The following is a 26171-nucleotide window of genomic DNA, read 5'->3' as shown; positions in this document are numbered from 1 at the left end:
TGAGAAGCATGTTATTCTTGCTTGTTCCTCATCTATTTTTCCTTCCTTTTACATTTTTAGTGGTCTATCATTTTTAAGCTGTTATTGTCTGAAAAATTTGCACCTTTGCCGACTAAATTAACGAAGTCGCGAAAAAGTATTCTCCTGCATTGTAACAAATGGCCTCTTCCGCCGACTAATAACCAAAGATTAACTAACTAATATGAAAAGAATTTTACTCTTAATCCTATCGCTGGGAATATTTATCAACGCTCAGGCCCAATTTCCTGGTGGTTTAGGTGGAGGTGCAAAAAAACCAACCGTTTTTGGCCGTGTTACGGCAACTATTTTAGACTCTGTTACCAAACAGCCTATAGATTACGCAACAGTTTCGCTTATTAATACAAAGGATAATAAATCGGTAAACGGTGGGGTAACAGATCCGAAAGGAAAATTATCATTGCAAAATGTTGCGCCTGATTCTTATAAGTTGATGATCGGTTTTATGGGTTACAAAACCAAAACTATTTTGGTTAACACCACGCCAGCAAAACCCGATCAGAACTTAGGAACCATTTATATTTCTTCAACAGAAAATACGTTGGCTGATGTACAGGTTCAGGGAACAAAAGCAGTGATCGAAAATAAGATCGACAGAATGGTTTACAACGCTGAAGCTGACGGAACTAATGCCGGTGGCGATGCTACAGACGTGATGCGTAAAGTGCCCATGTTATCGGTTGATGCTACGGGAAATGTACAATTGCGTGGCGGGGCTGTTCGGGTGTTAATTAACGGTAAGCCTTCGGGAACAATGGCCAGCAGTGTAGCTGATGCTTTGAAAATGATTCCGGCAGAACAAATTAAGAGTGTGGAAGTGATTACCAGTCCCTCGGCAAAATACGATGCTGAAGGGTCGGGAGGGATCATAAATATCATCACTAAAAAATCGACTGCACAAGGTGTTAGCGGAAGTGTTAATGCATCAGTTGGGACACGCCAAAACAATGGAGCATTTAACTTAACTGCTAAAACTGGCCGCTTAAGTGTGAACACCAGTTTAGGTACTAACCTGGCTTATCCGCAAAAATCGCTTACAGAATTTATAACCAACACCACTTATTTAAACGGTACAACTAATAGCATTTCGCAAAATGGATTTTCTAAATGGAGACGTGATGGCTACAACGGAAGTTTGGGATTAGATTATGATTTTAATGCTTACAATAACATTAGTACAACAGCTAAAATCAATAGCTTTTCTAACGGAGGACCAAGTGAAACCAATTATATCATCAACAACATTGCTGCGGCAAATATTGGAGATATGGAAATGACTTTCAGGAATTTGGATTGGAACGTGGATTACAGAAAAACGAGTAAAAAGGAGGGAGAAGAGTTTTCTGTTTCTGCACAGCTTTCCACGGGTAGAAATCCCACACGTTTTAGTAATACACTTACTTCTGCAGCTTTCCCTACAGGTTTAATTACCAATAGCAATAATACGGGTAAGCAAAACGAGTATACTTTTCAAACGGATTATACCTATCCGTTTTCAAAAGCTACTATTTTAGAGGTGGGTGCAAAAGCTATTTTACGTGATATCAAAAGTCAGTTTGATATTGCTGCACAAGATTTTGATTATAACCAGAATGTAGGTGCAGCTTATGGTGTAATTGCTTTCGATTTATCGAAAAAATGGAAATTCAAAGGCGGTGTAAGAGCAGAATATACACAGATTGATTTTAATACTCAAAACAGCGGAATCCAGAAAAATGATTATTTGAACCTTTTTCCAAGTGCCATTCTTTCCAGAACTTTAAAAGGTGGGGCTACTTTGAAATTGAGCTATAATCGCCGTGTCCAAAGACCAACCCAGAATTATCTGAATCCTTTCCGTAACGAAAGCGACCAGTTTAATATCATGCAAGGTAACCCACAATTGGATCCTGAGTTAAGTCAGAATTTTGAATTGGGTTATAACACTTATATCAAAGGTTCAGTTATTACGGCTTCCTTATTTTATCGTCGTACGGGTGGCGTAATAGAGCGTTCTATCTCACCTGTTACAGAAAATGGAATTAACAAAACTTTGAGTTCGTATATTAATGTGGGTACTGCAGAAACCTATGGCTTTAACCTTTTCGGTTCTTACAATCCTAAACCAAAATGGACATTGATGACCAATTTTGTTGGCAGCACTTACTCAGTAACCAATAACGAAACGAATGTTAATACCGGTACTTACTTCAATTTTAATTGGTTCGTACGTTCGGCTTATGGTTTTGGAAAAGGATATAATTTTGAACTTTTCAATGTAATTACCTCGAGAGTACGTACTTATCAGGGTGTTACAGATCCATTTTATATTTACGGTGCCTCATTTAAAAAGGATTTATTTAAGAAAAAAGGAAGCATTGGTGTAAACGTGTTAAATCCATTTACAAAAGATCTTCATATTAAAACAGTAAATAATGCGGTAAATGCTACTGGTACAATATATCAAAGCATGAATATCTACTATCCGCTTCGTTCTTTTGGGGTTAACTTCAGTTATAGTTTTGGTAAACTGAAATTTACAGAAAAGAAAAAAATTAAAAATGATGATGCTAAACAAGACCAACAACAAGGTGGTGGCGGAATGGGCGGCATTCAACAATAAAATTTTGAAATAAATTGCAAAGCCTTCGATGAAAATCGAAGGCTTTTTTGTTTACGGTGTATAAAATACACTTAGTGCCTGAAAATTATCTAGTAATCCTTTTGGTTAGCAAAGATTATGCTTGTTTTTGCGGTAAAATGTTAGTATAGCTGATCCTTATTGCAGGTTTTATGTTAATTTCATTTATTTATTTAGTGTTAACCGGTTTTTGCTCGGCTTTTATGCGGTTTTTTATTTTTAAAAACTATATATTGCATCTAACTAACAAACCTTAACCTAAATAATAGAGATATGAGAAAAATCTTTACCTCACTATTTTTTTTGTGTGTTTTGCTAACGGGTCTTTCTTCTATGGCTCAGGTAAAAACAGTAACAGGAAAAATTACTTCTTCTGATGATTCTGGGCCATTACCTGGTGCCAGCGTTAAAATAAAAGGAAGCACTACCGGAACATCAACTGATAGTAATGGTAGTTTTACTATTCAGGTACCTTCTTCATCTGCAGTTTTAGTAGTCAGTTTAATTGGTTACAAAACACAGGAAGTTACCGTTGGCAACAGAAATACAATTGCTTTGGCGTTGGCTTCAGATTCACAACAGCTTGAAGAAGTTACCGTTTCTACAGCTTTAGGGATTACCAGGCAGGCAAAATCTTTAGGTTATGCCGCACAAACGGTTAAATCAGAAGATTTAAACTATAATCATCAACCGAATTTAGTTAATGCGTTACAGGGAAAAGTTGCTGGTGCAACTATTTCAAGTACTGGGGGCGGTCCTGGTCAGGGTGCAAGTATCAGGATTAGGGGTGTAAACTCCATTGACCCAAATATTTCTGGCGATCCGCTTTATGTCATTGATGGAGTACAGATTGATAACTCAACTTCAACTGTTGGTGCAAATCCAGGTGGTAATTCTTATGGCTCAAGAGGTGTAACCAATAGGGCTTCTGATGTAAATCCTGAAGATATTGAAACCATTAACATCTTGAAAGGTGGTGCAGCGACAGCTTTATATGGTTTAAGAGGGGCAAATGGCGTAGTGGTGATTACCACAAAAAGAGGTAAACAAAATGGAATCCAGGTAAATTTCAACAGTACTTATGGTTTCGAGAATGTGTTAATTAGCCCGAAAGTTCAAACAGAATATACGCAAGGGGTTCTAGGTGTTTATACCAATCCTCCAGGTGGTATCGGACCAGCGTGGGGACCAACAATTGCTGAAGCAAAATTAATTGATCCAACTCATCCTGATAAGCTTTTTAATAATTATGATCAGGCTTTTGGCACTGGACAGCAGGCTAAAAATTCGGTTTCATTAACTGGTGGAAGTGATGCTATTAAATTTTTCTCCTCAATCTCGCAACTTTACCAAAAAGGGATGATGCCTAATACGGATAATAAAAACTTATCTGCAAGACTAAATACCGATCTCATTATCAGTCCAAAGTTTAAGGCTTCTGTTAACATGAACTTTACCAATTCTGGTGGTTACACTTATGCCGCCGATCGGTTTGGAGAAGGTTTAGCTTATTTTTCACCTCGATACGATGTTTCTGATTATGAAAATGCAGATGGTTCTCAAAAATATCTTGGAACAAATAATCCGATTTGGGGAACCGCTAATAATAAACTTAAAGGCGATGTGAATCGCTTCATTGGTGGTGCAAGTTTAAGTTATGATCCTGCAAAATGGTTAAATCTATCGTACCGTTTTGGTATCGATACCTACAATGATAACAGGGTGAGAACAGCTCGTGGCCCAATGTATACCGGTGAAGCTATGTATGATAACGAGCAAGGCTTCTACGGAGAGTACAATACCAAATTTAGAACATTGAACAGTACCTTAGTTGCTACTCTTACAACTAAATTAGGGGAAGACATTACAGGTACTTTAAGATTAGGGCAAGAACTTTACGACAGACGAATTAAAGAAATTGGAACCTTGGGCAGTATTTTAGGGATTTATAACTTTTTTAATCTTACTAATGCAGGGGTGGTAACGCTAAGCCAAAACCTCCGCGAAAAGCGTTTGGTGGGTTATTTTGGAGAGGCTACGTTTGATTATAAGAATTATCTGTTCTTAACTGTTACAGGAAGAAATGATATCACTTCAACCTTGCCAAAAGAAAACAGATCCTTCTTTTATCCTTCTGCAAGTTTAAGCTACGTTTTCTCTGATCATTTAAAACTGCCATCAGTGATCAATCAGGCTAAACTAAGGTTGTCTTATGCACGGATTGGTAAGGATGCTTCGGAATATTCTACTTTTACAGGCTATTCACCTTACATTAATTTGCCAACAGGTACGGGTGGTTTAACAATTGCTTCTAACCTGGGTAATCCTGATTTATTACCAGAGTTTACAAACACATACGAGGCAGGTTTGGAAATGTCGTTTTTCAAAAACCGATTGGGATTTGACTTCACTTACTACTATTCATTAAGTCAGGATCAAATTATTCAAACCCAGATTTCATCAGCTGTAGGCTATGTAACCAAATCAATTAATGCGGGCGATATTCGTAACCGAGGTGTAGAATTGGTAATTAATGGTAAACCAATTGTAGGTAAAGATTTCAACTGGAGCGTAAACCTTAACCTTTCTGCAAATAGAAACAAGGTGCTTAACATGCCTAATGGCATTAAAGAGATTGTGTATGGCGCTGCGAGAGGTTATGGAAATGCTGGGGTAACCATGAAACTGATAGAAGGTCAGCCTTACGGAAATATTTATGGAAGTTATTTCCAGAGGTATTCTCCAAACCCTCAAGATCCAATCGTTTTAGATAAAAATCTTCCTTTACTAATCGGAGCAAATGGTTTTCCAATCATTTCTGGTGGTACACAAAGATTGTTAGGTAACTCTCAACCAGATTATATTATTGGTTTAGGAAACACGTTCAACTACAAAAACTTTAGCTTAAATGTATTGTTTGATGCCCGTTTAGGTTTTGAGAAATATAACTGGTTAGAAGATTTTTATTCTGCATTTGGCTTGCCAGATTACACAACAGACAGAAGATCGTTTAAAACATTTGAAGGTTTACTTGCAAATGGAACGCCGAATACCAAACAGGTTTGGCTCGGCCAAACTACCGGACCCGATGGTGTGAATTACGGCGAGGGTTATTACCGGATTTATTACAGAAACGTATCTGAACCATTTGTATCTGATGCTTCCTGGGTACGTTTACGTTCAGCTAGTTTGTCTTACCGTTTCCCAGCAAAATGGTTACCTGCAAAAGCAATTAAAAATGCTTCGCTGTCTGTTACTGGAAACAATTTGTGGTTATGGACAAAATATTACGGCGTAGATCCTGAATCAAGTTCATATGATGCAGGAAGCAACAATGATGGCTCTGCAGGATTTACCTATCCATCTTCACGTCAGATTCTGTTCACGCTTAATGTTGGTTTTTAAAAAGAATTAAGATGCAAAAGATTATAAAATATACCTTGTTTTCGGCCATGATTGCAACATTAGGTTTGCAAGGCTGTAAGGATAGTTACTTTGATAAACTATCAGATAATCCAAACCAGGTTGCTAACCCAACCTTAAACGCCTTATTAGCAACATCTACTTATAAAGCGGGTTTAAACAATTACAACGTCGCGAGTATCATTTTGCCTTATGTGCAGTATACAGCCAACCCTGCTGCCAATGGCGCCGGCGATACTTACCAAGCCATAGATTTTAGCGGTACCTGGGATGCTTTATATTTTGCTATGGCCGATGCCAATGAAATGAAAAAGCTAGCGATTGCTCAAAATTCAAGTGAATATAAGGGCGTTGCCGATGTGATCATTGCCTACAATTTGATCATGGTGAATGATTTATGGGGCGATGCGCCTTTTTCTGAAGCTTTCAATATCAACAATTTAGTGCCGAAGTATGATAAGCAACAAGATGTTTATGCATCTTCTATGGCTTTGATTGATGAGGCCATTGTGGAGTTGGCAAAAACAAACTCAGCGGTAAAATTAGCGGCAGCCAGCGATTTAATTTATGGCACTACTGCTGCTACTGAAAGGGCCAACTGGTTAAAGTTTGCTTACGCTTTGAAAGCCCGACTATTAAATAAAGTAAGTAAAACTGCTAGCTACAATCCGGCAGCTGTTTTAGATGCTGTGAGCAAATCAATCGCTAATAACAATGAAGATGCAAGAATGCAGACTTTTAGAGAACGTAATTTTTGGGCCGGAGTTGCGCTAAGCAATTCACAGCAATCTTTAGGTGGTTGGTTGTCTGAGCAACTGATAGACGCATTAAACGGAACATCATATCCTGGTCCGATTGATCCACGACTACCAAAAATTACTGACTTAACTGTTGATGGAAAATGGATTGGCACTGTAAACGGAGCCGGTAATCGACCTCCCGGAGCAAACACTTTGAAAAATGAAAACTATATTTCACAGAATTCTCCATGGAGCGGAAACACTTCTCCAATTTTTCTGGTAACCTACGCAGAGCTAAAATTTATTGAAGCAGAAGCTGCTTTCGATACCGACAGAACGAGATCATATAACGCGTATTTGGCAGGAATTTCTGCGAACATGGATAAATTTCAGGTTGAAGCAACAGATAAGACAGCTTATTTAGCAAGGCCGACGGTTTCTGTAGGTGCAGCTGAACTTACTAAGGATTTGATCTTTAAAGAAAAATATATCGCCACCTATCTCAACCCAGAAGCCTGGAATGATGCTCGCCGTTTCGATTACAAATACAAAGATTTTACATTGCCAGTGAATAATGCATTGCCAACTTTCATTCGCCGCCTGGATTACACTCAGGGTGAAAGAAGTAAAAATGGAGCAAACGTTCCTGTTGATGTACCAAGAACCACAAGATTATGGTGGGATCAGTAACAATTTTATAAAAAACCATTTTCAAGCCCTTCCCATTTACTGGTTAGGGCTTTTTTTTGATAAATTATCCAGAAATTTCCTACAATGAAGAAAGCGCTTTTTACTTTACTGGTATTTGCTTCAATAGCCTCAGCTTTTGCGCAATCATTTTCCATTAAATCCGTACTTAGTTATCCTTTTCCGTCGCAATTGGTAGCATCTCCAGTAGGTTCCAAAATTGCCTGGGCAGCTAATGAACAAGGTAAACGAAATATTTATACTGCCGAAGCGCCAGATTATAAAGCGGTTAAAATAACCAACTTTAATGACGATGATGGTCAGGAGCTGACCAGTCTTTCTATTTCTGCTGATGGCCAATGGATTGTTTTTGTAAAAGGCGGCGATCATGGTGGAAGAGACGGCGGTTCAGTGAATGCGGCTTCCTTACCAAGCCCACCCAAGGTTGAGATTTTTACTATTCCATTTTCGGGGGGTAAAATAAATTTAATTTCCGAAGGTGATTACCCTGTTTTTTCACCAAAAGAGAATCAGCTCCTCTTTGCAAAAGGAGGTCAGATTTATCTGACCCCGGCAGATGGCGCTTCACCAGCAAAAAATATTATTAGCGTAAAAGGATCTAACACTTCCTATAAATGGTCGCCTGATGGGGAGAAAATAGCATTTGTAAGTAATCGTACCGATCATTCGTTCATAGGGATTTATCAAGATCACAAAACGCCAATTAAATGGTTGTCGCCTTCGTTTTCCAGGGATAATTCTCCTGTTTGGTCGCCCGATGGAGACGCTATCGCCTTTATCAGAATGCAAGGAGTTGGCGGAGAAACAGATTCTTTATTAAAAACCAAACACCAACCTTGGGCCATTTGGACAGTCGATCTTAAAACAGAAAAAGGCAAACAGGTTTGGAAGGCCCCGGAAACATTGCGTGGATCGTTTCCATCGATAGAAGGTGGGGCGAACTTAATGTGGGGCAATAACAGAATTGTTTTTGCTTCGTGTGAAGATGGCTGGCCGCATTTGTATGCCATGAAAGCTGATGGATCACAAAAAATATTACTTACGCCTGGTAACTTCACCGTTGAAAACATCAAATTAAGCAGTGATAAAAAAACTTTGGTGTTTGCATCCAACACCGGTAAAGACGTTCATGATTTAGACCGAAGACATATCTATACTGTTGATGTGGACAAAGCAAATATGAAACCTTTGAGTTTGGGTTTGGGTATCGAAGCTTATCCAGTATTTTCTGGTGATGCAAAACAGGTATTTTGTTTAAGTGCTACTGCACAGCGGCCCTTGCTGCCTGCGCTTTTGAAAGCTGGAGGAACCATAAATCTGATTGGTGAAGAATTGATTCCAAAAGATTTTCCGCTATCGGAAATGGTGATTCCAAAACATGTTAGTTTTAAAGCCGCTGATGGCAACATCGTTTATGGACAACTTTTTTCTCCTAAAAAAGCTGCTAAAAACCACCCGGCCATTGTATATGTTCATGGCGGACCACAGCGCCAAATGTATCTGGGCTGGAGTCCGATGGATTATTACTCCATTGATTATGCTTTGAATCAGTACCTGGTGAGTATGGGTTTCACGGTACTATCTGTAAATTACCGTTTGGGTTTGGGTTATGGATATGATTTCCACAAACCTAAAAATGCCGGAGCTCAAGGTGCTTCCGAATATCAGGATATAAAGGCTGCAGGGGAGTGGTTAGCGAATCAAGCCAATATCGATCCGAAAAGAATTGGGATTTACGGAGGTTCTTATGGCGGTTATTTAACGGCTTTGGCCCTCGGGAAAGATTCTAAACTGTTCGCTGCAGGTGTAGACATTCACGGTGTTAACAGTCGATTTAGTAGCGCAGCGATCGAAGGGAAAACGCCTGCTCCCGATGCGGATCTGGCGGCGAAAATCGCAGCTGAATCTTCCCCGGTTACCTATGTTAAAAGCTGGACTTCCCCGACCTTGATCATCCATGCTGATGATGATCGCAACGTAGCTTTTAATCAAAGTGTAGATTTAGCGAAACGCTTTGAAGATTTAAAGATGGATTTTGAATTTCTGGCTATTCCTGATGATACCCACCATTGGATGAAGTTTTCTAATGGCGTAAAAGTGAGCGATGCCACGGCAGATTTTTTAAAACGTAAGCTGATGGATAGAGAAAAGTGAGGATATTAGCCCTTTTTAATACCTTTTAAAATTATCAAGCTTAAGGCATTAAATGCATAGCCGCTAATGTTATTTTGTAGCATCACTACCGATTGATCGTAAAATAATGGTACAACAGGTGAGTTGTCCATCACCAGCTGATCCATTTTTCGGTAAAGTGCAAAACGCTTTTTGTTATCGGTTTCGTAATAACTTTGTTCAAATAACTGATCAAATTCCTTATTGTAAAAGGCAAAGTAATTTGGGCCGAAGGGAACTTTGTTTTTGGAATAGAACATCGAAAGAAAATTTTCGCCATCAGCATAATCGGCTAGCCATGAACCACGGAAAAAATTCACACTGTTTTTCGACATTAAATCCCTCAGACTTGCGCTCGGACTCACATCGATTTTAACTTTGATGCCCACGTTTGTCAATTCTCCTTGAATAAACTCAATTAAGTCTTTATAAGTAGTGGTAGTATTCAAGGTGATTTCCGGCAAACCTTTTCCATCAGGGAAACCAGCTTCCTTTAACAGTTTGGCAGAAAGCTTTGGATTGTAGGAATAGCCCCGAACGGCAACACTATCAAATCCAGGCATCCCTTTCGGTATGAACCCAGATGTTGCGGCGATGCCGATCCCATTGCGCAAGTATCTAATCAACTTGTCGCGATCAATGGCATAATTAATAGCCTGTCTAATTTTCTTAATTTTCAGTGGAGAGTTTTTTACCAGGGCTAAATTTGAATCAACCAAAATGCCGACGTATTCCGTACACAGATACGGGCTTTTGGTTAAGGTAAACTTGCCTTTATATTTAGTGCTCATCTTACCACTTTTCGTCAGGATGTCATCACGGTAGCTTCCATCAATGTTGTAATAAAAATCGAGGTCTTGCTTTAAAAAACTCATAAAACCACTTTGTTTATCGGTGATAAAAGTAGCTTTAACGGCATCTAAATACGGTAATTGTTTCCCTGCCTTATCTTTTTCGAAATAATGTTCATTTTTTAATAGAACCAAAATTTCTCCCTCTTTCCAGTATTTAAATTTAAAGGCACCTGTACCCACCGGGTGACTTCGAAAATCTTTACCGTAATGTTCCACCACTTCTTTTGGCACCACCGAACAATATTGTGTAGTGAGTAAATTCATAAATGGTGGAAAAGGACGAACGAGCTGAATTTTAAAAGTACTGTCGTTTATTGCAATAAAACTCGATTGATCTTTGACTTTGTCGCTAAAAATCCAACCGCCAGAGGAAGCTACTTTTGGATCGATTAACCTGTAGAATGAATAGGCAAAATCGCTGGCAACAACTTTTCTCCCCTTTCCTTTTTTGAAAATTTCATCATCCTGAAAGTAAACATCATTGCGTAAGTTAAACGTGTAGGTCAGTGCGTCTGCAGAAACCGCCCAGCTTTTTGCAATACACGGAACAGTTTGCAAAGTTGAATCTATCTGTACCAGGCCGTTAAAAATTTGGTTGGTCATCCAAATTGCATTTTGATTTCGGGCAAATGCCGGATCGAGAGAAGTCAGGCCTTGATCCAGATTGATATTGAACACTTTTTTGTCGCTATTATTATTTTTTTGTTTGCAGGAAATGCAGATGATAAGACAAAAAAACCAAAATATATATCTAAATGAGCCTTGCATGCGGTAAGGAATGTTATTTTTGCACAAATTAATAAATTTAATGCAGATGTCTTTTTTAAACGATTTATTTATTGGCTTGGATGCTACAAAACGTGATGATTTACAGGAGCGTTTGGATATTGTTGAGCATAAAATTAAGTTTATGGATAAAATGCCGGTGGCTTTATTGGATGTAAACAATAATCCAAGTTATTTCCTTACAGAAGAGATTGCTTTAGCTGGAGGAATGATCGAATCCGACGTGATGAGTGCTGCTTTTATAATTTATTATCAACCTGGAAAAACCCTTACCGATCTGATGAGAGAGGTTCCATCTGTTTTAGATGCCGATTGGCAAGCAGTAAAAAACAATCGCATCATTTTGCTTAATGATGATGTTAACCGGGAAAGATCAGCTGAAAATGCTGTATCGCTCATTGAAGATATGGCTGAAATGCTTCATCCAGGTTCTTTTATCTTCGGTCACGAAGGTGATAAATGGATCAGGTTTGGAGCTTAAAAACCGATGATGTGGAAGATTTGAGATGGTTATGAGATCATTCCGTATGATAATTTAAATGGCTTATAATTAAATCAAATATGAAAAAAAGCTTCTCCTTTTGCATTCTTATATTCTCGTTCGTATTTGCTTCGGCCCAGGTTGTACCCACTTTAACTGCTGATGTTGCAGAAAAGCTGGCCAAGATGCCGCTTGGATGCATTATTCAGGAATTTCCCAATAAAACTTCGCATGTGGCCAATACAGCAGTTGATGGAAGGTTGCTGCCAAGTGAACTGCATCCCGCTTTTTATGGGTGTTTAGATTGGCACAGTTCTGTTCATGGACATTGGATGTTGCTGCGATTGCTCAAAACTGTTCCTGATCTTAAAAGCAAGACTGAAATTATTGCGGTTTTGGATAAAACCTTTTCACCTGATAAGATGAAAGCCGAGGCCGAGTATTTTACTAAATATCAGGTGGCTAGTACTTATGAGCGCACTTACGGCTGGGCTTGGTTATTAAAGCTTGATCAGGAACTGTATACCTGGAATAATCCGGATGCTAAAAAATGGCATGCCGCGTTGCAACCCTTAACGCAACAAATTTTAAAGCTCTGGAAAGCCTATTTGCCAAAGCAAACCTATCCCAACAGAACGGGTGTACATCCGAATACTGCATTTGGTTTAGTGTTCGCCCTAGATTGGGCAAGAACTTTCAAAGATGTAGCATTCGAAAAACAGATTGAAGAAAAGGCAAAAGCTTTCTATTTGGATAACAAGGCAACTCCAGCTTACCTCGAACCAGATGGATCCGACTTCTTTTCGCCAAGTTTAGAGATTGCCGATTTAATGAGGCGGGTTCTTCCAGAAAAGGACTTTGTAAACTGGCTTAATAAGTTCTATGAAAAAAGAAGTCTAGAAAGAATTAGCGATCTGCCGATCATCAGCGATATCAACGATTATCAGGGCGTTCATTTAGTGGGTTTATCCTTTACCCGTGCATGGTGCATGAAAGGAATTGCGAAAGAATTGCCGGAAAACCATAAATGGAAAAAACATTTTGAAAGTACAGCTGATAAATTCTTAGCTAATGCCTTACCTCTGGTTTTTGCCGGTAATTATGGTGGCGATCACTGGCTAGCTTCCTTTGCGGTTTACGCTTTAGAAAAATAACGGCTTTATGTGCTTATTGGAGACAAGCGCAGGCACAGAATCGATTAAATCGATAAGCTATTTTGCATTCGTTAGAAATGAGCGCAGGCATGCATTCGATAGAAACGAGCGAAACCATTGATCTTAAAATCTTTAAATCCTTTGAAATCCTGGTTAAAAGTTGATAAATTTATCTATTTGTTCATTCGTAAATTTAACAGTGTCTTCTTGCAATAAATTTCCATTTTCATCCAGTTCTTGTTTGATGTTAGGAATATGTATCCTCAGTGGAAGTACATTCAGATGAATATAATGGCACACCCCAGTGAAATGATCTACTCCCCGAATGTTTCCATATTTACCAGATGATAAACCAACCAGTGCTGCTTTTTTATCATAAAAACTTCCTGGAAAATCGGCGGCGTCAATCATTACCTTTAACACTCCGGGATAACTTCCATTGTATTCAGGCATCACAAAAATAAACTTGTCTGTCTCGCTAATCAAATTCTGAATTTCTTGAAAAGCTGGTGACCGCTTTCCAAACATATCCGTATTTAAAATATCTGCAGGCAAATCTTCTAAACTAAAAATGCCGGCCTCGTAGCCTTTTATTTTCAGTTGCGCCTGGTAATATTTAGCAATTTTTAGCGTGTTACTATTGGGCCGGTTGGTGGCAGCTATAATTGTGATCATGGATGAATTGTTAATAAGATGTTTAAAACCCGATAGACCTTCTTGCTAAAATTACCATATAGTTTGTATCTTAGCTGATTGATAAAAAGGGCGTAAACAGCGCAAAAATAGAACTTTTTGCCGATTTAAAGGCATAAATAAACAGCGCCCAAATACGCGTTATTAAATTTCGGATAGATAGATGAGCAAAATAATTGCATTAGCAAATCAAAAAGGTGGTGTTGGTAAAACAACTTCATCTATAAACCTTGCGGCGAGTTTAGCCGTTTTAGAATACAAAACTTTATTGGTAGATGCTGATCCTCAGGCGAATTCAACTTCAGGTATTGGTTTTGATCCCCGGAATATCAAGGACAGTATCTACGAATGTATCATCAACGATATCGACCCTGCCCAGGCTATCCAAAAAACAGATACTCCAAATTTAGATTTGTTACCTGCGCATATTGATTTGGTTGGTGCCGAAATTGAAATGATCAATCTCAATAACCGTGAGTATAAAATGAAAGCGGTTTTGGAAAAAATTAAAGATCAGTACGATTTCATTATCATCGATTGTTCTCCTTCGCTGGGATTAATTACCATCAATGCTTTAACAGCAGCCGATTCGGTTATTATTCCGGTTCAATGCGAATATTTCGCTTTAGAGGGTTTGGGCAAATTGTTAAATACAATTAAAATTGTTCAAAACCGTTTAAACCCTGAATTGGAAATAGAAGGAATCTTATTAACCATGTACGATGTTCGTTTACGTTTATCAAACCAGGTGGTTGAAGAGGTTCGTACGCATTTCCATGAGTTGGTTTTTGATACCATTATTCAGCGAAATACCCGTTTAAGTGAGGCGCCAAGTTATGGCGTTTCGGTAATTATGCATGATGCCAATTGCAAAGGCGCAATTAACTACCTCAATCTTGCCCGAGAAATCGTGAAGAAAAACGGACTGTTAAAAGAGGAAGAAAACATAGATACAGCAACTTTATAAATTATAGATGACATCTTTTCAGCGAAAAACAGGTTTAGGAAGAGGGTTAAGTGCGCTTTTAGATGATAGCGAATCTTCTCATCCACCAAAACAGCAAGTAAATGCTGTAAGTGAAACCGAGCAGATTGGTAATATCAGTCATGTAAGTTTAACGGAAGTTGAAACCAATCCTTATCAACCACGTACCGAGTTTGATCAGGTAGCTTTAAATGAGCTAGCAGATTCCATCAAAGTGCAAGGCTTAATCCAGCCCATTACGGTAAGAAAAATCGGCGCAAACAAATATCAGTTAATTTCTGGTGAGCGTAGATTTAGGGCTTCAAAACTCGCAGGCTTAACACAAGTACCGGCATATATTCGCAGTGCTAACGACCAACAGATGTTGGAAATGGCATTGATCGAAAACATCCAAAGAGAAAACCTAAACGCCATTGAGGTGGCATTAAGTTTCCAGAGGATGATTGATGAAGTGGGGTTAAAACAAGAACAGTTAGGTGACAGGGTTGGGAAAAACCGTACCACAGTGACCAACTATTTGCGTTTGTTGAAACTTCCGCCGGCCATTCAAGCTTCCATCCGAGATCAGAGAATATCGATGGGGCATGCCCGTGCTTTGATTAATGTTGATGGTGTTGATAAGCAATTATTTATCCACCAGGAGATTTTAGATAAAGGTTTGTCGGTGCGTAAAGTTGAAGAACTGGTTCGTAATTTACAGCATTCTCCACTCAAAATCGAAGAAAAGACAGCAGTAAAGGGCGTTTCTTTTCAATATCAAAAACTGCAGGATGATCTGGCTTCTAAATTTGCTACACGTGTTAAATTAAAAGTTTCGCAGAATGGCAAAGGCGCCATCGAAATTCCTTTTATGAGTGACGACGATTTAAACCGAATTTTAGAATTATTAGACTGGTAATGCATTTCAATAAGCTTTTAATACTGGTTTGTTTATTTACGCTTTTTCTGGTAAACCAAGCTTCGGCTCAGGTAGAAGATACAGTATCAAAAGCAACTGATACGCTGAAAAGTCGTAACTATAGGCCTATGAAAGTAGATTCGCCTAAAGTAATGACGCGGCGTGATTCGGTTAAATCCAAATATGTAAACCCTGGTAAAGTTGCCGGGAGAAAAGCAGTTTTAAAATCATTAATATTGCCCGGACTTGGCCAGATTTACAATCTTCAATTATTGAATGATGGTTCCAGGGCGGGTAAAAATCTGACCTTCCAACGCATTTACACCATAGGTAAAATAGGTGCCATTTATGGTGGGTTTACCGTATTGACGCTGTCGTATATCGAGAGTAGTAAACAATATGATTTGTACCTGAAAGAATTACAGTATCGGAATAATAACGGCGGCAAGGCAGATCCTAATGGACCATTTATCAAAGCTGATGGAAGTGAGTTTTCTACTTCAGGAATAACTACCGGTAAAGACACTTACAGGAGAAACAAGCAAATTGTACTTTTCTCATACGGTTTGGTTTATATTGCGAATGTGGTAGATGCTTACGTTGCGGCTCGTTTGCACTTCTTTAATATCGATGATAAATTATCCTTCAGGGCGGTTCCTACATTGATAAATTCAAACAGCATGTACAGCTTTAGAGCCATGCCAGCCTTAAAATTATCTCTAACTTTTTAAAAATAAATCCATGAAAATTGCGCTTTTAGGTTATGGCAAAATGGGACAGATTATCGAAAAATTTGCCCTTGAACGCGGTCATGAAATCGTGCTAAAAATATCCATTGATAACCAGGATGATTTAACTAGGCAGAACCTAAAATCGGCAGATGTGGCTATCGATTTTAGTACACCTGATTCGGTTTTAAATAACATTAGTGCGTGTTTCGATGCAAATGTTCCTCTCGTGGTAGGTACAACAGGTTGGTACGGCAAGCTGCAGGAAGTTAAAAATGACTGTAATACGAGTAACAATACTTTGCTCTATGGGTCTAACTTCAGTATTGGGGTTAATTTGTTTTTTAAGTTAAATCAAACTTTAGCAAAGCTGATGAATAACTACCCGGCCTATGAAGTGCAGGTAGAGGAAATTCATCACACACAGAAATTAGATTCGCCAAGTGGTACAGCAATTACAATAGCTGAAGGTATCGTAGATAATTTAGAGAGAAAGACAGAGTGGTTAAATGAAGTTGTGGGAACAGATGTAGAAGCTTTCCCGAAAGCAGAGCAACTGCTTATTGAATCGCACCGCATTGAAAACATCCCGGGAACGCATACGGTGATTTACAGCAGCGAGGTAGACGACATTGAAATTAAACATACAGCACACAGTCGAGCAGGTTTTGCTTTAGGTGCTGTGGTTGCAGCAGAGTGGCTTAAAGACAAAAAAGGATTTTTTAGTATCACTGATATTTTTGAATAGGAGTGAGAAGGAAGAAAGAGTGAGGAGCAAGGATTAAGGGCAAGAATTAAGGAGCAAAGAACAAAGAGCAAGAAATAAAGAACAAAGATTTTAAATCGCTTTGCGCTCCCTCCCTTCTGGGAGGGTTGGGGCGGGGCTTTAATAGCATAAAATGATATGAATTATAAATTCTGGCAACGAAAAAAAGATGCCACTAAAAAGAAAAAAACAAAAACAAGAGAATGGGTCGATGCCATTGTTTTCGCTGTAGTGGCAGCAACCATTATTCGTGTTTTCTTTATTGAGGCTTACACTATTCCATCTGGATCAATGGAGCGTTCTTTATTAATTGGCGACTTTCTGTTTGTGAGTAAAGTAAACTATGGAGCCCGCATCCCGATGACACCGGTTGCTTTTCCTTTTGCACACCACACGATGCCGTTAACAACATCAACAAAAGCCTATTGGGATGGCGTTCAATGGAAATATCACCGTTTGCCTGGCTTATCCGAAATAAAAAGAAACGACGTAGTGGTTTTCAATTTTCCCGAAGGTGATACTGTTGCCGTAGAAAATCAGTCAGATAGTTACTACAATATGGTTCGTAACATGGGTAGGGAGCAAGTTCGTAACAACTTTACGATTGTTGATCGGCCTGTTGATAAAAGAGAGAACTTTATTAAGCGTTGCATCGCCATTTCAGGTGATGTAATTTCAATGGCTAACGGCGTTGCTGTTGTAAACGGAAAGCAAGAGCCATTAAAAAACACGGGCATGATGCCTTATAAAATCGTATTTAAAACCATGGATTTTAATTACGCTGCGCTTGATGAATTTAAATTGGATTTGGGGAATAGTCCTGCAATTGCTGAAAATACCTATATCGTAAATGCTTCACCAGAAATTGCTGATCAATTAAAAGCTTTTGATTTTATCAGTTCGGTAACGCTAAGTCCTGATGCTGCCGGTCCTGAGCAAGGTGGAGTTTTCCCTCACGATCCAAATCGGGTTTGGAACCGGGACAACTTCGGACCGATTAAAGTGCCCGCCAAAGGTTGGACAGTGAAAATAGATAGTTTGACAATGCCACTTTACTACCGAGCCATCAGAACTTATGAAGGAAATAAAGTAGAGAAAAAGGGTGACGTCTGGTACATCAACGATAAAGTGGCAACCACTTATACTTTTAAAATGAATTATTACTGGATGATGGGAGATAATCGCCACAATTCTGCAGATTCGCGTTACTGGGGTTTCGTTCCCGAAGATCATATTGTAGGTAAAGCATTATTTATTTGGATGAGTTGGGATAGTGATGCTTCTTTCTTTAGTAAAATAAGATGGAGCAGATTATTTAGAGGAATTGAGTAGTTTTTCCTGGAAAATCAAAACAAAAAAAGGCTTGGAGAGATCTAAGCCTTTTTTTGTTTTGGAACAAACTTTTAAAAAAAATTAATAAGTTTATCATAAGTTTTAAATTTATTTATTAAGTTTGTTTATAAACCGAATAGAATGTCTATCATAATTGAGAAAAATCAGCGATTAAGAGCTGATATTATTAAGCATCTTTATTATAAAAAGACTCTGTCGCTAACGGATTTAAGCAAACTCACCAAAAAAAGCCTGCCTTTAGTCACCTCTATTGTAAACGGGTTGATATCAGAAGGTTTTGTTCTGGAGCAGGGCCTTGCGCCTTCAACAGGCGGCCGGCGGCCATCCATGTACCTGCTCAATTCTGATCACAAAAAGTACATCGTTGCGGTAGCGATGGATCAGCTTATCACTCGTTTAACCATTTATGATTTGTCAAGGCATACGGTGATACCCATGCAGTTTCTGGAATTCAATATGTCGGGTGAAAACAGCAATGTTGCAGAGCTGATCAACTTTATTAATGCAAGTATTGAAAATTCTAACATCAAAAGAAAAGACATTTTAGGCGTTGGTGTTGGAATGCCGGGTTTTGTAAACGCAGAGTTAGGTGTAAACTTATCCTACCTTCCTGTTAACGATGAAACGCCACTTCGCGAATACCTCACTAAAAAAATAAAACTCCCGGTATTTATCGACAATGACTCGAGCTTAATTGCTTTAGCTGAATTAAATTTTGGGGAGGCTATCAATTTAAAAGATGTAATGGTGGTTAACATTGGTTGGGGAACTGGCCTGGGCATGATTGTTAACGGTCAGTTATATCGGGGAAGTAGCGGCTACGCCGGAGAATTTAGTCATATTCCATTGTCAGATACCAACAATCTTTGCTCCTGCGGCAAAAGGGGATGTTTAGAAGTGGATACCTCGTTACTTGTAATGGCAGAAAAAGCTGAAAAAGCCTTATCTGACGGTGCTGAATCGAGCATGAAGGAACTTTTTAAAGATAAAAGTAAACATCCCCGTGATCATTTTTTGGATGCCGTGATCGCCCAAGATCCTTTAGCGATTTCTATCCTGTCAAAAGCTGGATTTCAACTGGGCAAAGGATTGGCTACATTGATCCATATTCTTAACCCGGAATGTATTGTGTTAAGTGGAAGAGGAGCAAAGGCGGGTCAGTTATTGCTTCCATCCATACAGCAGGCTATCAACGAATTTTGTATTCCTCGAATCGCGGGACAAACCACTATAAAGTTATCAAAGCTGACTGATGAAGCTGAGTTATTATCAGCGGCCAGTTTAATTGTAGAAAACAGCCATTTTGAATAAACCAAAACCCTAAACCTATGGATAAAAAGCTATCAAAATTTTAAATCTCTCCTAATCAACTAATCCAACTTTAACTAAAAAACTAAACTATGAAAAGAATGTACTTAATGTGTTTAAGTATATTGTTGTTAAGCTTATTGACAATAACAGCTTTTGCGCAAAAAACAATTACCGGTACGGTAAGGGATGCTTCTGGACCTCTTCCGGGAGTAAGTGTCTCTGTAAAGGGAACTGCGAGGGTTACTCAAACAGACGGTGGTGGAAAATTTTTCATCTCTGTATCTCCAAATGAAACCTTGGTTTTATCAGCCATAGGCTACTCTAAACAAGAGATTTTAATAAATAATCAGTCTACTATTAATATTACACTCAAAGAAAGTTCAAACCAGTTAGATGAAGTGAATGTAGTTACCACTGCACTCGGTATCAAGCGGCAAGAAAAATCTTTAGGTTACGCCGTAAGTACAGTTACTGCTAAGCAACTTACAGAGGCGGGAAACACCAACTTCGCATCCGCATTGTATGGAAAAGCTGCCGGTGTAAAAATTACTACTGCACCGGGTGGCGCAAGTAGTGCGGTTAACGTTCAAATTCGTGGCGTAAACTCAATCGGCTATAACCAACAACCTTTATATGTTGTTGATGGTATTATGATTAGAAACGACGGACAGAATGGAGTTGATGGTGCGAACAATAACAATTACTGGGGAGATCAACGTATTCGTGGTAATGGTATCCTGGATATTAACCCTGCTGATATCGAAAGTTTAACGGTATTGAAGGGTGCAAGTGCGTCTGCGCTATACGGATCTGACGCAGGAAATGGCGTTGTGGTAATCACCACTAAAAAGGGATCCAAAAATCGTGGTTTAGGAATAGATTTTAACTACCAGGGTTCAGTTGATCAGGTAGCGTTTCTTCCAAAATTCCAGAATGTTTATGGCCCGGGTTATGATCGTGCAACAAACTTAGCTAATGGTGCAACCGAAGAAGGTTGGATTCCGGATGCGCTTTCTCCAAGCGGTTTCCGCCCTTATTTTAGGGCTTACGCTAACTTTGGTCCAAAAATGGAAGGCCAGCAAGTGAGGTGGTGGGATGGTTCAACCCGTTCTTATTCGCCTCAGCCAGACAATTACAAAGATGTTTACGAAACTGGCTATACTTCAAATGCAAACGTTGCTATCTCTAATCAAACAGATGCAATCAATTACCGCCTTTCTGCTTCGCGTTTAGATTACAGAGGAACTCAGCCAGGTAACACCGGCTCTAAAAACTCTTTCAATCTGAACACCACAGTGAAATTAGCGCCAAAATTATCTGCTGATGTGATTGTGAGTTATGTGAATACGGTTACTAAAAACAGGCCATATCAATTAGGCCAAGTTTTGGGGTCATTCGGTGGGTTTTTCAGCCGTGCTGAAGATATGGACTTAATGAAACAAAAGTTTCAAACCAGTAATGGTTACAAATATGCTACGTTTGATCAAGTGGCACGTCCTGAGCCTTTTATCTTTAACATCCGTGCGACCAATTTGTTGGATTTTTACTGGCAACAGCTTAAAAACGAGTACAAAGAGAACGAAAACAGACTCTTATCTAGTTTTACTTTAAACTACGACTTCGCTAAAAACCTGAAATTTAGAGGTCGTATAGGTAATGATTATACTGGTATCAGATCTGAAAATCGCATGTACACCGAAATACCGAGTGCATTAAACGGCAATACCAGCACAGGCGGGTATTCTACAAGTCAAGGTCAATACGCAGTGTTATACGGGGATGCATTGGTTACCTACGCAAATAAAATTGGCGAAGACATTAACGTATCGGTAAGTGGTGGTTATCAGGGTAGAAAAGAAAGCTTTAAAGATCAAACATCCAACACAAGAGATGGTTTGGTTTCTGAAAACTGGTTTTCTTTGGCAAACTCTTTTGGTGTAGCTGAAACTTCAGACACGCGTAAGGAGCAATTAAAATATGCCTACTTAGGAATATTAAACTTTTCATACAAAGATTTCCTATTTATAGAAGGTACGGCCCGCCAGGAATATGCATCATCACTTCCTCCGAAAAATAATTCATATGGTTATTATTCAGTGAATAGTGGTTTTGTTTTCAGTGATTTATGGAAACTTCCATCTTTCTGGACTTACGGTAAATTAAGAGCTTCATACGGTATTGTGGGTAATCCACCTCCAATATATCAAGCGAATGTTTTGTATACACAAACATCACTTCAAACCATTAATGGCTCTGTGCCTTCATTAGTAACTGGCAGAGATTATGGAAATTTAGAATTAATGCCTGAGAAAAAACATGAGGCAGAGTTTGGTTTAGAAACGCGTTTCTTTGGTGGAAGATTAGGTTTAGATGTAAGTTACTACGATAATAAAGTAAAAAATCAAATCTTACCATTAGAAGTTGCTACTTCAAATGGTGCAAAAAGCCAGATTGTTAACATTGGAGAAATTGGTAGTAAAGGTTTTGAAATCGCCTTAAACGCAACTCCAATCTCTGGTAAGTTTAGATGGGATACCAGACTTAACTTCTCAACCAACAGAACAAATGTAATTTCATTAAGAGGCGGCATTTCAGAAATCGCACCTTATTCATCAGATCAAGCAACAGCTAAAATTGTAGCGAGACAAGGTGAGGAACTGGGTAACATTTACATTTTGCCTAGAAAAACAGATGCAAATGGCAATTACCTCATAAGTGATGAAGGTTATTATGTGATGGATAACAACTATGTGAAAGCCGGCAACGTTTTACCGAGAGCAGTAGGCGGCTTTTCTAATACTTTAAGCTTCGGAAATATAGCGTTGGATTTTACAATTGATTATCGTTTCGGCGGTAAAATGATTGCTCCAAACCTAAAATTTATGCGTGGAGCAGGTATGCTGGAAAATTCGATGGAATTTAGAGATGGCGCAAGTGGTGGTATAGCTTATACCAGCAATGGAAAAACTTATAACGACGGTGTATTACTGCAAGGTATAAACGAAAATACTGGCCAACCAAACACCACTGTTCTTTCAGCAGCAGATTACTACATCACCACTTATAACTGGGGACAAGGATCATTAGCTGAAGGTGAGCTTTTCAAAAACAACTACATTAAAATGAGGGAAATAACTTTGAGTTATAAAATTCCTGCAACTTTCACTAAGAAAATAGGTTTTACCAATCTTCGTGTATCGTTAATTGGAAGAAACTTGTTTTATATTCACCGTACCTTGAAGGATCTTGATCCTGAAGCTCCACTTGGAAATAAATGGTGGTCGCAAGGTGTTGATGTAGGTTCTACTGCAGCATCTAGAAACTTCGGTTTTTCTTTAAACGCAAATTTTTAGCCTTTAGAAATTGATTATCATGAAAAAATTTATAATAAAAGCAAGCTTTCTTTTAGTTACGGCAACGGCTTTCGTTGGTTGTAAAAAGGACCTTGAAGAGAAATTTAACAATCCGGAGAAAGCACAGGAGGCGAATGTTGCAGGCTTATTTACAGCCATGTTAAATAACGATCGTGTTGCTGCAAAATACTGGAATGTCCGTACTTTTTTAACACAAATGCCAGGGGTTTATGCACAAACAGCCTACATTGCAAACGGCAATTCTATTTATAGACAAAGCGACGATTATGCACAGCAATATTGGGACGATTTTTACGCTACCGGTGGCAACGGAAGTGGCTCGATGTCTCTTTATAGGGCAATGGAATTAAAATACAATTCATTGGCAGCCACAGAACAAGCGGCACAGAAGAATTTAATGCAAGCTGGTAAAGTTGTTTTAATAGAGCAAGCCGCCAAGATGGTTGATTTATGGGGTGATATTCCTTACACAGAAGCAGGAAGCCTTCCAGCAACGAGCGTAATTAAAAACCCAAAGTATGATGAGCAAAAAGCGTTATATAACAGTTTTTTAACTGATCTTGCCAGTATTGCTACTTATTTTAGAACCAGCACTACTAATTCGACATTTAGCAAAGCTGATATTCTTTTAAAAGGAGACGTTAACAAATGGGCTCGTTACGCAAATTCGTTGCGGTTAAGATTGTTGATGCGCATTTCCAGAACAGATGAAGCAACCGCCAGAACATCCGTTTTAGAGATGTTAAACAATCAAACTGACAATCCATTAATAGATGGAGGTAATACTGCATTGTATAACCCAGGAAATTCTGATGTGCTTCTTCAACCGCTTACTAACAGCACAAGTGATTTGCACGACGCTTTCTTTGAAGGAAGCTGGTACGCAACAGACTACGCATTAAATACGGTGATGCTTCCAGCCAATGATCCTCGTATCAGGGTGATTTATGATAAATTCGGTCGTGGAGCAGGTACTAACTTTGTACCAAATGCAAATTACAGAGCCATGCCTATTACCTTTACTACAGCGCAACAGGAAAGTAGCTTTGCAGACTATTCGGTATTAGATTCGGCTACGTTTGTGTATAACCAAAAACTTCCTGGAATTCTAATCACTGCATCAGAAGTTAACCTGCTCAAAGCAGAAGCATACGAACGTTGGGGCACCACTGCCGATGCAAAAGTTGCTTATGACAATGCTTTGAAGCAGTCAGTTGCGTTTTATTACTACCTGAATAATTTGAATCAAGGCGGCGGATTTAAAAACGAGGTTGCTCCAACTCCTGCCGTTGTAGATGCATGGGTGAATACATCTACTGCTGCATATAATGGCACTTCAACAGATAAAATTGTGAAGATTCTTACTCAAAAGTGGTTGCACTTCGGTGTACTCCAATCTACAGAAGCATGGTCTGAGTACAGAAGAACGGGTATTCCGGCATTAACATTTCCTACAACAGGTAAGTTAGCAGGGTTTGATACTCCACCAACGCGTCTGTTATATCCAGCGAAAGAAAGAACGCTTAATATTGAAAACTATCAAGCGGTTGCATCAAAAGATACCCGTAAAACGAAAATCTTTTGGATGCCATAAAATAATTAAGTTTATCAATCCCGACCTCACAGGGTCGGGATTTTTTTATTTGAAATATGACTAGAAAAGTTCTCTTATCGCTCTTTATCGCTTGCTCTGCTTATTTTTCCTCTGCCCAGGAACGCAATGATATCGTAAAACAATCTTCCACTTACGAGTGGTCAAAAGACCCTTTGGTAAAAGAAAAATTAGAGCAGTGGCAGGATAAAAAGTTTGGCATGATCATCCATTGGGGTTTGTATGCTGTTCCAGGAATTATCGAATCTTGGTCTATCTGCTCTGAAGATTGGATCGAAAGAGATTCTACCATTGCTTACGAGGACTATAAAAAATGGTACTGGGATTTTAGCAAGCAGTTCAATCCAACTAAATTCAACCCCGAGCAATGGTCGGCTGCGGGGAAAGCTGCAGGGATGAAATATCTCATTTTTACGACCAAACACCATGATGGTTTTGCCATGTTTGATACTAAACAAAGCGATTTCAGCATTGCCAAAGGACCTTTTGCCAATAACCCAAAGGCAGATGTTGCAAAATATGTTTTTGATGCTTTTAGAAAAGATGACTTCATGATTGGTGCCTACTTTTCTAAACCCGATTGGCATTCGCAATATTATTGGTGGCAAAAGTATGCTACGGCAGATCGAAACAATAATTACGATATTAAAAAATATCCATGGCGTTGGAATAAATTCAAGGATTTTACCTACAACCAAATTGGAGAATTAATGAATAACTACGGTAGTGTAGATATTCTTTGGCTTGATGGAGGCTGGGTTCGTCCTTTGGAAACTGTTAACGAAGAGGTGCTGTCATGGGGTGCAAATGTCCCTAAATGGAGCCAGGATATTGATATGCCGAAAATTGCTGCAATGGCAAGGAAAGCACAGCCAGGGTTGTTAATGGTAGATAGAACCGTTCATGGTCCTTACGAAAACTACCAAACGCCTGAACAACGGATTCCGGAAAAACAGTTGGATTATCCCTGGGAAAGTTGCATGACTTTAGGCGGTGCCTGGGGTTTTGTACCTAACGATCAATACAAATCTTCCACAGAAGTAGTTCATAAACTGGTAGAAATTGTTTCAAAAGGCGGCAGTTTATTACTTGGCGTTGGGCCAAAACCAGATGGAACGCTCCCTGATGAGGTGACCAAACAGCTTAATGAAATTGGAAAGTGGACTTCTAAAAATGGAAAAGCAATTTACGGCACCCGCATCACAAAAGATTATCACGACAGACAAACCTGGTTTACTCAAAGTAAAGATTCCAAAAAGAGATTTGCAATTCATTGCTTAGCAGAGCAAACAATACCAGATATGGTGAAATGGAAAGGAAACGCACCCAAAAAAGGCACTGAAATCATTTTGCTTTCGACAGGCAAGAAAGTAAAATGGAAAAATATTGATGGAGAAACCTGCGTTTTTATTCCTAAAGTTGATCGTACGGCAGCGCTTGCTTTTGAGTTCACAGCGCAATAAAATTAAACCCT

The 26171-nt window shown here is 38.9% G+C and carries 17 protein-coding genes; 15 read left to right on the top strand and 2 right to left on the bottom strand.

What is annotated here, in order from left to right; all coding sequences use genetic code 11:
• The first annotated feature begins 202 nt into the window (after positions 1 to 202).
• From AC3ITD_RS14020 to AC3ITD_RS14005, 4 genes are all read left to right on the top strand, one after another.
• Positions 203 to 2641, top strand: a complete 2439-nt coding sequence (locus AC3ITD_RS14020) for a TonB-dependent receptor domain-containing protein (RefSeq protein ID WP_489360624.1) — start codon at positions 203 to 205, stop codon at positions 2639 to 2641.
• A 291-nt stretch (positions 2642 to 2932) separates the two neighbouring features.
• Positions 2933 to 6064: a SusC/RagA family TonB-linked outer membrane protein gene (locus AC3ITD_RS14015; protein WP_489360622.1), complete on the top strand. Its 3132-nt coding sequence runs from the start codon at positions 2933 to 2935 to the stop codon at positions 6062 to 6064.
• Between the two features lie 11 nt (positions 6065 to 6075).
• Complete coding sequence (locus AC3ITD_RS14010; RefSeq protein ID WP_489360620.1) at positions 6076 to 7512, top strand: SusD/RagB family nutrient-binding outer membrane lipoprotein; 1437 nt, start codon at positions 6076 to 6078, stop codon at positions 7510 to 7512.
• A gap of 84 nt (positions 7513 to 7596) precedes the next feature.
• Positions 7597 to 9684, top strand: coding sequence for a S9 family peptidase (locus AC3ITD_RS14005; RefSeq protein WP_489360618.1), 2088 nt, complete (start codon positions 7597 to 7599; stop codon positions 9682 to 9684).
• 5 nt (positions 9685 to 9689) lie between these two features.
• On the opposite strand, the gene AC3ITD_RS14000 is transcribed toward AC3ITD_RS14005, so the two are convergent.
• Positions 9690 to 11234, bottom strand: coding sequence for an ABC transporter substrate-binding protein (locus AC3ITD_RS14000; protein WP_489360616.1), 1545 nt, complete (start codon positions 11232 to 11234; stop codon positions 9690 to 9692).
• A 136-nt stretch (positions 11235 to 11370) separates the two neighbouring features.
• On the opposite strand from AC3ITD_RS14000, the gene AC3ITD_RS13995 reads away from it, so the two are divergent.
• Both AC3ITD_RS13995 and AC3ITD_RS13990 read left to right on the top strand, forming a co-directional pair.
• Complete coding sequence (locus AC3ITD_RS13995) at positions 11371 to 11823, top strand: substrate-binding domain-containing protein (protein WP_463485306.1); 453 nt, start codon at positions 11371 to 11373, stop codon at positions 11821 to 11823.
• An 80-nt stretch (positions 11824 to 11903) separates the two neighbouring features.
• A complete protein-coding gene (locus tag AC3ITD_RS13990) occupies positions 11904 to 12977 on the top strand; it encodes a DUF2891 domain-containing protein (RefSeq protein ID WP_489360613.1) in 1074 nt (357 codons plus the stop codon).
• Positions 12978 to 13130: 153 nt separating this feature from the next.
• Here the strand turns inward: AC3ITD_RS13990 and AC3ITD_RS13985 are convergent, their stop codons facing one another.
• The gene (locus tag AC3ITD_RS13985) at positions 13131 to 13652 is read right to left on the bottom strand and encodes an NADPH-dependent FMN reductase (RefSeq protein ID WP_489360611.1); all 522 of its coding nucleotides are present in this window, start codon (positions 13650 to 13652) and stop codon (positions 13131 to 13133) included.
• Between the two features lie 181 nt (positions 13653 to 13833).
• On the opposite strand from AC3ITD_RS13985, the gene AC3ITD_RS13980 reads away from it, so the two are divergent.
• The 9 genes from AC3ITD_RS13980 (at position 13834) to AC3ITD_RS13940 (ending at position 26160) form a co-directional block, all read left to right on the top strand.
• Positions 13834 to 14637, top strand: coding sequence for a ParA family protein (locus tag AC3ITD_RS13980; RefSeq protein ID WP_056848688.1), 804 nt, complete (start codon positions 13834 to 13836; stop codon positions 14635 to 14637).
• Between the two features lie 7 nt (positions 14638 to 14644).
• Entirely contained in the window at positions 14645 to 15553 is a 909-nt protein-coding gene (locus AC3ITD_RS13975) for a ParB/RepB/Spo0J family partition protein (RefSeq protein WP_489360609.1), read from the top strand.
• A complete protein-coding gene (locus tag AC3ITD_RS13970; RefSeq protein ID WP_489360607.1) occupies positions 15553 to 16284 on the top strand; it encodes a DUF5683 domain-containing protein in 732 nt (243 codons plus the stop codon). The genes AC3ITD_RS13975 and AC3ITD_RS13970 overlap by 1 nt, the downstream gene beginning before the upstream one ends.
• A gap of 10 nt (positions 16285 to 16294) precedes the next feature.
• Complete coding sequence (gene dapB, locus AC3ITD_RS13965; RefSeq protein WP_489360605.1) at positions 16295 to 17029, top strand: 4-hydroxy-tetrahydrodipicolinate reductase; 735 nt, start codon at positions 16295 to 16297, stop codon at positions 17027 to 17029.
• A 156-nt stretch (positions 17030 to 17185) separates the two neighbouring features.
• Positions 17186 to 18379 (top strand): signal peptidase I, encoded by a 1194-nt coding sequence (gene lepB, locus AC3ITD_RS13960; protein ID WP_489360603.1) that lies wholly within the window; start codon positions 17186 to 17188, stop codon positions 18377 to 18379.
• A gap of 141 nt (positions 18380 to 18520) precedes the next feature.
• On the top strand, positions 18521 to 19711 hold the full coding sequence (locus tag AC3ITD_RS13955; RefSeq protein WP_489360601.1) for an ROK family protein: 1191 nt from the start codon (positions 18521 to 18523) through the stop codon (positions 19709 to 19711).
• A gap of 89 nt (positions 19712 to 19800) precedes the next feature.
• Positions 19801 to 23064, top strand: a complete 3264-nt coding sequence (locus tag AC3ITD_RS13950) for a SusC/RagA family TonB-linked outer membrane protein (protein ID WP_489360599.1) — start codon at positions 19801 to 19803, stop codon at positions 23062 to 23064.
• 19 nt (positions 23065 to 23083) lie between these two features.
• Positions 23084 to 24679 (top strand): SusD/RagB family nutrient-binding outer membrane lipoprotein, encoded by a 1596-nt coding sequence (locus AC3ITD_RS13945; protein WP_489360597.1) that lies wholly within the window; start codon positions 23084 to 23086, stop codon positions 24677 to 24679.
• A 56-nt stretch (positions 24680 to 24735) separates the two neighbouring features.
• Entirely contained in the window at positions 24736 to 26160 is a 1425-nt protein-coding gene (locus AC3ITD_RS13940) for an alpha-L-fucosidase (RefSeq protein ID WP_489360595.1), read from the top strand.
• Positions 26161 to 26171 lie beyond the last annotated feature (11 nt).

This window comes from Pedobacter sp. KH_004 (genome assembly GCF_057840755.1).
This window is presented reverse-complemented; position numbering and strand designations above follow the sequence as displayed.

Excerpts from the sequence above, each read along its gene's own strand:
- AC3ITD_RS14020 (WP_489360624.1), top strand. The coding sequence starts at position 203 with ATGAAAAGAATTTTACTCTTAATCCTATCGCTGGGAATATTTATCAAC.
- AC3ITD_RS14005 (WP_489360618.1), top strand. The coding sequence starts at position 7,597 with ATGAAGAAAGCGCTTTTTACTTTACTGGTATTTGCTTCAATAGCCTCA.
- AC3ITD_RS13950 (WP_489360599.1), top strand. The coding sequence starts at position 19,801 with ATGAAAAGAATGTACTTAATGTGTTTAAGTATATTGTTGTTAAGCTTA.
- AC3ITD_RS13945 (WP_489360597.1), top strand. The coding sequence starts at position 23,084 with ATGAAAAAATTTATAATAAAAGCAAGCTTTCTTTTAGTTACGGCAACG.
- AC3ITD_RS13940 (WP_489360595.1), top strand. The coding sequence starts at position 24,736 with ATGACTAGAAAAGTTCTCTTATCGCTCTTTATCGCTTGCTCTGCTTAT.
- AC3ITD_RS14015 (WP_489360622.1), top strand. The coding sequence starts at position 2,933 with ATGAGAAAAATCTTTACCTCACTATTTTTTTTGTGTGTTTTGCTAACG.
- AC3ITD_RS13990 (WP_489360613.1), top strand. The coding sequence starts at position 11,904 with ATGAAAAAAAGCTTCTCCTTTTGCATTCTTATATTCTCGTTCGTATTT.
- AC3ITD_RS13975 (WP_489360609.1), top strand. The coding sequence starts at position 14,645 with ATGACATCTTTTCAGCGAAAAACAGGTTTAGGAAGAGGGTTAAGTGCG.
- AC3ITD_RS14010 (WP_489360620.1), top strand. The coding sequence starts at position 6,076 with ATGCAAAAGATTATAAAATATACCTTGTTTTCGGCCATGATTGCAACA.
- AC3ITD_RS13985 (WP_489360611.1), bottom strand. The coding sequence starts at position 13,652 with ATGATCACAATTATAGCTGCCACCAACCGGCCCAATAGTAACACGCTA.
- AC3ITD_RS13995 (WP_463485306.1), top strand. The coding sequence starts at position 11,371 with ATGTCTTTTTTAAACGATTTATTTATTGGCTTGGATGCTACAAAACGT.
- AC3ITD_RS13970 (WP_489360607.1), top strand. The coding sequence starts at position 15,553 with ATGCATTTCAATAAGCTTTTAATACTGGTTTGTTTATTTACGCTTTTT.
- AC3ITD_RS13955 (WP_489360601.1), top strand. The coding sequence starts at position 18,521 with ATGTCTATCATAATTGAGAAAAATCAGCGATTAAGAGCTGATATTATT.
- lepB (WP_489360603.1), top strand. The coding sequence starts at position 17,186 with ATGAATTATAAATTCTGGCAACGAAAAAAAGATGCCACTAAAAAGAAA.
- AC3ITD_RS13980 (WP_056848688.1), top strand. The coding sequence starts at position 13,834 with ATGAGCAAAATAATTGCATTAGCAAATCAAAAAGGTGGTGTTGGTAAA.
- dapB (WP_489360605.1), top strand. The coding sequence starts at position 16,295 with ATGAAAATTGCGCTTTTAGGTTATGGCAAAATGGGACAGATTATCGAA.